This is a genomic window from Cupriavidus sp. 05N38 (assembly GCF_056397345.1).
Map to the genome: position 1 here is coordinate 143,314 of NZ_JBFTNF010000008.1, position 7,877 is coordinate 151,190.

The 7,877-nt window shown below is 70.9% G+C and carries 5 protein-coding genes; 3 read left to right on the top strand and 2 right to left on the bottom strand.

Annotated elements, in window-relative coordinates; genetic code table 11:
* Positions 1-302: 302 nt before the first annotated feature.
* Positions 303-2,990, top strand: a complete 2,688-nt coding sequence (locus tag AC1DK4_RS08455) for a tannase/feruloyl esterase family alpha/beta hydrolase (RefSeq protein WP_441613469.1) — start codon at positions 303-305, stop codon at positions 2,988-2,990.
* Between the two features lie 33 nt (positions 2,991-3,023).
* On the opposite strand, the gene AC1DK4_RS08460 is transcribed toward AC1DK4_RS08455, so the two are convergent.
* Positions 3,024-3,968: a LysR family transcriptional regulator gene (locus tag AC1DK4_RS08460; RefSeq protein WP_441613470.1), complete on the bottom strand. Its 945-nt coding sequence runs from the start codon at positions 3,966-3,968 to the stop codon at positions 3,024-3,026.
* Positions 3,969-4,120: 152 nt separating this feature from the next.
* Between AC1DK4_RS08460 and AC1DK4_RS08465 the strand changes: the two genes are divergently transcribed.
* Entirely contained in the window at positions 4,121-5,257 is a 1,137-nt protein-coding gene (locus tag AC1DK4_RS08465) for a hypothetical protein (RefSeq protein WP_441613471.1), read from the top strand.
* A 197-nt stretch (positions 5,258-5,454) separates the two neighbouring features.
* The gene (locus AC1DK4_RS08470; protein WP_441613575.1) at positions 5,455-6,423 is read left to right on the top strand and encodes a Bug family tripartite tricarboxylate transporter substrate binding protein; all 969 of its coding nucleotides are present in this window, start codon (positions 5,455-5,457) and stop codon (positions 6,421-6,423) included.
* Between the two features lie 65 nt (positions 6,424-6,488).
* Here AC1DK4_RS08470 and AC1DK4_RS08475 read toward each other — a convergent pair.
* On the bottom strand, positions 6,489-7,877 hold a 1,389-nt coding region (locus tag AC1DK4_RS08475; RefSeq protein WP_477131470.1), incomplete at its 5' end, for a pseudouridine synthase.

Below are 7,877 nucleotides of genomic sequence, written 5' to 3' on the forward strand. Positions count from 1 at the left end.
CGGTGGTTCTGCTGGCATTGCTGCCTGGGCGGCATCGTGGCGGCCGCCTCGGTCGAGGGTTGCCAGGCGCTCCGTAGCGAGTTCATCCATCATGGGCTGCTCATCGAGCCAGCCTCCAGCCCCACACCCACACAGGCCCGGCCTTTCAGCCACAAGGCCAAAGCCAGCCCGTCCCATGCCAAATCCATATTTAACAGATATGGAAACGGCAATATCCATATATTTTACCTGCGGCAACGCCGGTGCTACCGTCTCGCTCCACATCCCGGGCCATTCCAACCGGGAGCCTTGGAGGAGACCAGATGAAGACCGTTCGTGGTGGCCGCGCACTGGCGTGGCCGGTGTTGATCGTCGCCATGTCGGCCAGCTTGCTGCTGGCCGGCTGCGGCGGGGACGATCCCGCAAGCTCGCTGTCGACGGTGCCGGGCAGCACGGCCGGCGGCGACGCGCCCGGCACGCCGATGGTTCCCGGCGCGCCGTCCCTGTCGCCGCTGGATGCCTGCACGGCGCTGGCCAGTGCCAGCCTGCCCGCATCGGCCCTGGCGCTGGCCAGCGGCGGCGCGCAGGTGGCCAGCGCCGTGCTGATAGCCGCCGACGCGGCCGGCAATACGCTGGGCGAGTACTGCGCGGTACGCGGGCAGATCCTGCCCGTGGACGCGAGCGCGCCCAGGATCAATTTCGCCCTCAACCTGCCGACGGCCTGGAACGGCAAGGCCATCCAGTTCGGCGGCGGGGGCTTCGACGGCAAGCTGATCGACGGCACGGAGACGGTGCGCTTCGCGCTGCCGGACGACCCGGCGCCCGTGGCGCGCGGCTACGCCACCTGGGGCGACGATTCCGGCCACCAGAGCGGCAGCATCACCGACGGTGCCTTCGCCGCCAATGACGAGGCGCTGGCCAACTACGGCGGCGACACGCTCAAGAAGACCCACGACGCCGCGCTGGCCCTGCTCAGGCAGCGCTACGGCCGTGCGCCGGATCGTGCCTACTTCCTCGGCACTTCCACCGGCGGGCGCGACGCGCTCAGCTACATCCAGCGCTGGCCGGCGGATTACGATGGGGTGATCGCCAACGAGCCTGCGCTCAACTACACCGGCACGCGCCTGTCGAACGTGGCGGTGGGCCGTGCGCTCTACCGCAACGGCGGCGCGGGCTGGCTCAATATCAACAAGACGTTGCTGGTGCAGGGCGCGGCCATGGCCGTCTGCGACAAGCTCGACGGCGCGGCCGACCAGGTGGTCAGCAATGTGGAGGGCTGCCGCGTGGGATCGCTGCAGGTGCTGGCCAGCCTGCGTTGCCCGGGCGGCACCGATACCGGCGACACCTGCCTGTCCGACGCACAGATCGACACCGTCAAGACCATCGAAAACCCGCTGCAACTGAGCTACCCGATCGCCAACGGCGTGACCGTGGCGGGCGGCTACAACCTGCTCGAAGGTGCGCTGGTGGCGGGGCCGTTCACCACGCGTGACCTGGGTACGCGGCCGGTGCCGGGGAATCCGGCCACCACGGCGGACGCCAACGTCTACCTGACCGGCGACCAGTGGGTGAAGTACTTCGTCACGCGCGTGCCCGGCTTCGACACGCTGACCTTCGATCCCGCCAGCCCGGGCGCCCATGTCGCGCGCGTGCAGCAGGTCTCGGCGCTGACCGACGCCACCAATCCGGACCTGTCCGGCTTCCTCGGCCACGGCGGCCGGCTGATCCTGCTGCACGGCCTGGCCGACGAGGTGATCAGCCCGAACTCCACCATCGCCTGGTTCCAGGCAGTGACGGGGCGCATGGGGCAGGCCGCGGTGGACCAGGGCATCCGCTTCTACACCGTGCCCGGCATGGGCCATGGCACCGGCAGTTTCCTGCCGGCGTGGAACTCGCTGACCGCGCTGGAGAACTGGGTCGAGCAGGGCGTGGCGCCGGGCACCCGCACGGTGATGGATACCAATGCCCAGACCTATGGCCGCGCGCGGCCGCTGTGCCAGTACCCGTCGTGGCCGAAGTACAAGGGATCGGGCAGCATGGACGCCGCCATCAACTACAGCTGCGCGGGCGCCAGCGGGCCGCCGCAGGCTTGCCTGAACCTGCCGTCCGCGGTGACGAACTACAAGGGCGGCAATATGCTTGGCGAGGAGCTGACGGTGCGGCTGGATCCGGCCACGCTGGACTACACCGTGACCGTCGACGCCAGCCTGCAGCGTGCCGCCGGCACCGCGCGCAGCGGCAAGCTGGTGGCGCAGGGCGGCTGCACTTTCGCCAGTGGCGAGAACGGGGCCTTGTTCACGCTCACCGGCGGCGGTGTCATGCTGGGCGGCGTGGCCAACGCGGCAGGCGCCGGCTTCGCGCCGCTGCTGGCCTTCCAGAGCGTCAGCAGCGACTACAAGGCGGTGGCCGACATCTACAACGTCAACGGCATCCAGTATGCCGTGGCGGGCGGCGCGGCCAGCATGGTGAACGGCTCGGCCCGGCTGCGGTCCTCGGCGGCGACCTGGCAGACCTGCGCGGATCCGGTCACCGGCGGCTTCATCACCTACGACGCGGCCTGCACCGCGACTACCAAGGGCTATATCAGCTGGAACAGCGCGCGCAATGCCTTCGACTATTTCGTGGGTGGATCGCCCACGGCGGGCGGCGGCACGCTGAGCGGCTCGCTGGTGAGCGGCATGGTCAACGGCAAGCCGGTGCCGCTGGTGCTGACGCGATCGGCCACAAGCTACGGCATGCAGTTCTACGCGCCGCAGCCGGCCAGCCTGCCGCTGGCAGCGGGGGCCGCGGACGGCAGCTATCGCGTGAGCGTGAGCGACGGCACGCAGCTCAACGCCGACCTGGCGGGCCTTGCCATCACGCGCGGCAGCGCGAGCGGCGCGCTGGCTTACAACCAGCCGGTGCTGGGTGTGATCGGCGCGACGGGCGGGGTGAGCGGGGCGTACACCGCGAGCGGTGGCGTGCTGTCCGGCACGCGCAGCGGCAGCTTCGAGCTGGGCCTGTTGTATTGACCCATGTCCGGGCCGGGAATGGCTGCGGGTGCTTCAGCTGCCCGCGGCGGGCTTCGCGCGGCGCCGGTGGCGCGCCGCGATGCGGTGGGTCAGCGCGACGAGCGCGGCGCAGGCAGGATCGTCGTCGCTCGCGCGGTAGGCCAGCGTGAGCGGGGCGCGCAGGCGGTCGGCTTCGAGCATCGGACGGTAGGCCACGCCGTGCGGGTTGAGGCCGGCCATCGAGGCTGGCACCACGCTCACGCCCGCGCCCGCGGCCACCAGGTTGAGGTTGCTCAGCATGCGCTCGACTTCCGCGCCCACGTGGGGCGTGAAGCCGAGCTGCTCGCATACGTTGAGCAGGTCGCCGTACATGCCCGGCGCGCCGGGCCGCCGCACCAGGATGAAATCGTCGCCGGCCAGCGCGCGCAGGGAGATCGGTCCCTGCGCCGGGCCGCCGCGCTTGCGCAGCAGGGGATGGTCCAGCGGCAGCGCGATCACCATTTCCTCTTCCAGCAGCAGGTCGAAGCGCAGGCCGGCGGGGCGTTCCACCGGGGCGCGCAACAGCGCGACATCCAGGCAGCCGGTGGCGAGCTGCTCGGTGACCTCGGCGGCGTTGCTCTCGCTCAGCTTGAGCGCGATGCCGGGGTGCTGGCGGCGGCAGGCACGCAGGACCTCGGGCGTGAGCTTGTGGGCCGCGGCCGAACTGGTGAAGCCGACCGAGAGCGAGCCCTCCTCGCCGCGCGCCATGCGCTGCATGCGCTGGCGGGATTGTTCCAGGCGCGCGAAGATATCCAGCACGTCGGCGCGCAACGCGCGTCCGGCCGCGGTCAGCACCACGCCGCGCGGCTGGCGCTCGAACAGGATCACGCCAAGTTCGGCTTCCAGCGCCTTGAGTTGCTGCGAGAGCGGCGGCTGCTGGATGCCGAGTTGCTCGGCGGCACGCGTGATATGGCCGGTTTCGGCCACGGTGAGGAAATAGCGGAGGTGTCTCAGTTCCATGCGAGTCTTTGCGAGCGGGTGTCGAGGCATATTTATAAGATATGCCATTGTATGTTTGCATATATTTTACATCCGGCCCGCGGTGGCCTAGCATGATCGGCCATGGCCGTCGAAAACAGGCGCAGGGGCGCCACGGCATCAGGAGACAAGACATGAAGACATTGCGGCGCGCGCTGTGCGCGTTGAGCGTGCTGGCGGCGGCAGCCCAGTTCGGCTGCGCGGCGCCCGGCCAGGGCAGTGCGGCGGTAGCCGCCCCTTCCGCCGCGCCGGCGGCGGGCAAGACCGCCGCCGTGCACTGGCAGCGCGTACGGCTGGGCGCCGGCGCGCAAGCCTACGATTTCCCGGTCTACGCCAGCCATCCGCTCGACGGCGACCTGCGCGGCATCCGCGAGGTGATCTTCGTGCAGCACGGGCTGCAACGCAACGGCGACGACTACTTCGCGGCCGGCGCGGATCTGCTCAGGCAGACCGGGCGCAACCCAGACGAGGTGCTGCTGCTTGCGCCCAATTTCCCCGGGACGCCGGACCAGGCCAAGGGCAAGGGTTTCGATGACATGCCGGTGTGGAGCGTGCAGGGCTGGATGGGTGGCGAGAATGCCGTCAACGCCCCGTTCTCGGTCAGTTCGCTGCAGGTCCTGGACGACCTCGTCGGCATGGTCACGGACAAGTCCCGCTTTCCCGGCGTGACGCGCGTGACCGTGGCGGGCCATTCCGGCGGCGCGCAACTGGTGCACCGCTATGCGGTGCTGAACAATGTCGACGAGCGCATCCGCGCCAGCGGCACCGACCTGCGCTACGTGGTGGCGAATCCTTCGTCCTATCTCTATTTCACGCCGGAGCGGCCGAGCGGCAAGGGCTTCGCGCTCTATGACACGTCCGTCTGCGCGGACTACGACAAGTACCGCTATGGCATGCTCGATATGGTTCCGTATGCGCGCGGCGCGACCGGCGATGCGCTGTTCCGCCGCTACCTGCAGCGGCAGGTGACCTATCTGGTCGGGTCTAACGACAACGACCCCAACCACCGCGTACTCGACAAGGCCTGCGGCGCCGAGGCCGAAGGGCCGACGCGGCTGGAGCGCGCGCGTGGCTACCTGCGCTACGAGAACTACCTGGGCGGCAGGCTTGGCAGCCAGCGGCCGCCGGTGCGGCACCAGGCCTTCGAGGTGGTGGGCGTGGGCCACGACCAGGCACGCATGCTCGGCTCGCAATGCGGGGCCAGGACGGCGTTCGGGCTGGCGGAATCGGCCAACGCGAATGGCGCGGCCTGCCGCGCGCCGCAGTTGTAGAGCACGGCGCGGCTGCCGCCCGGCCGCCGGGTTTGCCCGGGCGGGCAGGGCGGTGCGGCGGTGCTAGCATGACGCATCCCGCCGGCACCGGCATCTGATGCCGGCCGCACCTTTCTCCTGCCGTCATGCATGTCTCCAGGGGCCCGCGCCGCGGCACTGCGCCGTCGCCAGCGCGCCCGTCTTCTCCCTCCTTGTCCGTGGCTTCCGCCGCGCGGCGCCGGCAGCTCGGCGCGCTGGCCGGCCTGTCGGCGCTGGCCGTGCTGGGCCTGTACCGGCATCCCGCGCACGCCGCCGAGCCGGCCTGCCGCCTGCTGGTGGGCTATGGCGCCGGCGGCGGTGCGGACCACGTGGCGCGGCTGGTGGCGGACAGTCTCAGCCTGGACGGCTGCCTCACGGTGGTGGAGAACCGTCCCGGCGCAGCCGGGCAGATTGCATTGCAGGAGGCGGCTCGCGCGCCCGCGGACCGCCCCACGCTGCTGCTGGGCACCGTAGGCTCGGTCAGCATCGCTCCCTTGCTGGCGCCGCAGGCGCTCGCCCCGGGCCTGGTGCCGCTGGCCATCGTCGCCAGCACGCCGCACGTGCTGCTGACCGCGACCGCCGACATGCGCCTGCCCGAGCTGCTGGACGAGGCGCGCAGGCACCCCGGCCAGCTCGGCTATGCCTCGCTCGGCATCGGGTCGAGCGCGCACCTGGTCGGCGAGCTGCTATGCCGGCAGGCGGACGTGCAGATGACGCATATTCCCTACCCGGGTAGCGCCCGCGCCATGACCGACCTGCAGGGCGGGCATGTCAGCGTGCTGGTCAGTACGCTGCAGGCGGCGCTGCCGCTGGTGCGCCAGGGCAGGCTGCGCGCGCTGGCCGTGACCGGCAGCCGGCGCAGCGCACTGGCGCCGCAGGTGGCGACGTTCGGCGAGTCCGGTATTGCCGGCATGGACCAGCAAGCCTGGTACGGCGTGCTTGCGCCGGCGAGCTGGGCGGCACCGAGGCGCGCGGCGCTGGCCGCGCGCCTCGGCCGCGTGATGGCGGCGCCGGCCTTGCGCCAGCGCTTGCAGGCGGATGGTGCCGAGCCAGTGGCGTTGACGGGCGCGGCCGCGCAGGATTACCTGAGGCGCCAGCGCGAGGTGTGGCAGCAAGCCGTGGCGCTGGTCGGCGCGCGGCTTGGCTGAAGAGCGTCTGCGGGGATGTGCCGGCGGCCAGGACGGCCGCCGGTATTCAGTTCAGGGCGCGGGGCTCAGAACTTTTCGAAGGGGCCGAGGAAGCGCCACTGGCCAACCGGCAGGTCGCCCAGCACGATGCGGCCCATGCGCACGCGCTTGAGGCCGACCACCTGGAGGCCGACCTGTTCGCACATGCGGCGGATCTGGCGTTTCTTGCCCTCGCGGAGCACGAAGCGCAACTGCTCCTCGTTCTGCCAGCTCACCTTGGCCGGCTTGAGCGCTTCGCCATCGAGCGACAGGCCGTGGCGCAGCTTCTCGATCAGTTCGGCGGGGAAGACGTTCGAGATATTGCGCTCGACCAGGCCTTCGGGCGACTCCCACTGCACGCGCACCAGGTATTCCTTCTCCACGGTCGAGTCCTCGCCGATCAGGTGGCGCGCGACGCGGCCGTCCTGCGTCAGCACCAGCAGGCCGGTGGAATCGATGTCGAGGCGGCCGGCGGGGGCGAGGCTCTTGCGCTGCCACGGCGCGAAGCGCTTGTGGGTGGGATCCTGCTCCCACTGGTTTTCCGGCGCGAACAGCACCGCGGCCGGCTCATAGCCGTCCTCGGCCTGGCCCGACACATAGCCCACCGGCTTGTGCAGCAGCACGGTCACGCGCTCGCCTTGCTCCGAGCGCGCGGCCTGGTGGATTTCGATATTGGCGTCCGGGCTGACGCGCGAGCCGAGTTCGGTCACGGGCTGGCCGTCGACCAGTACCCAGCCGCGCGGAATCCATTCGTCGGCTTCGCGGCGCGAGCACAGGCCCAGTTCGGACATGCGCTTGGACAGGCGCACCAGGCCGTCGGCGCCGCCTTCGGCGCGCGGTGCCTGCGCCGCGGGCGCGGGACGCTCGGCACGCGCCGGGCGCTCGGAGCGCTCCGCACGTTCGGGCCGGCTGCCGCGGTTATCGCGCTGGCCACCATCGTACGGGCGGCGGGGGCGGTCCTGGCCTTCGCCGGGAGCGAAGCGGCGCGGACGGTCATCGCCTTCGCGCGGGCCGAAACGGCGCTGGCGATCGTCGCCTTCGCCACTGACGCGGCGGGGACGGTCCTGGCCTTCGCCGGGAGCGAAGCGGCGCGGACGGTCATCACCTTCGCGCGGGCCGAAACGGCGCTGGCGATCGTCGCCTTCGCCACTGACGCGGCGGGGACGATCCTGGCCTTCGCCAGGAGCAAAACGACGCGGACGGTCCTGGCCTTCGCCGGGAGTGAAACGGCGCTGGCGATCATCGCCTTCGCCACCGAAGCGGCGRGGRCGATCCTGGCCTTCGCCAGGAGCAAAACGACGCGGACGGTCCTGGCCTTCGCCGGGGGTGAAACGGCGCTGGCGGTCATCGCCTTCRCCGCCGAAGCGGCGGGGACGATCCTGGCCTTCGCCAGGAGCAAACCGACGCGGACGGTCCTGGCCTTCGCCGGGGGTGAA

Excerpts from the sequence above, each read along its gene's own strand:
- AC1DK4_RS08460 (WP_441613470.1), bottom strand. The coding sequence starts at position 3,968 with ATGGAACTGAGACACCTCCGCTATTTCCTCACCGTGGCCGAAACCGGC.
- AC1DK4_RS08455 (WP_441613469.1), top strand. The coding sequence starts at position 303 with ATGAAGACCGTTCGTGGTGGCCGCGCACTGGCGTGGCCGGTGTTGATC.
- AC1DK4_RS08465 (WP_441613471.1), top strand. The coding sequence starts at position 4,121 with ATGAAGACATTGCGGCGCGCGCTGTGCGCGTTGAGCGTGCTGGCGGCG.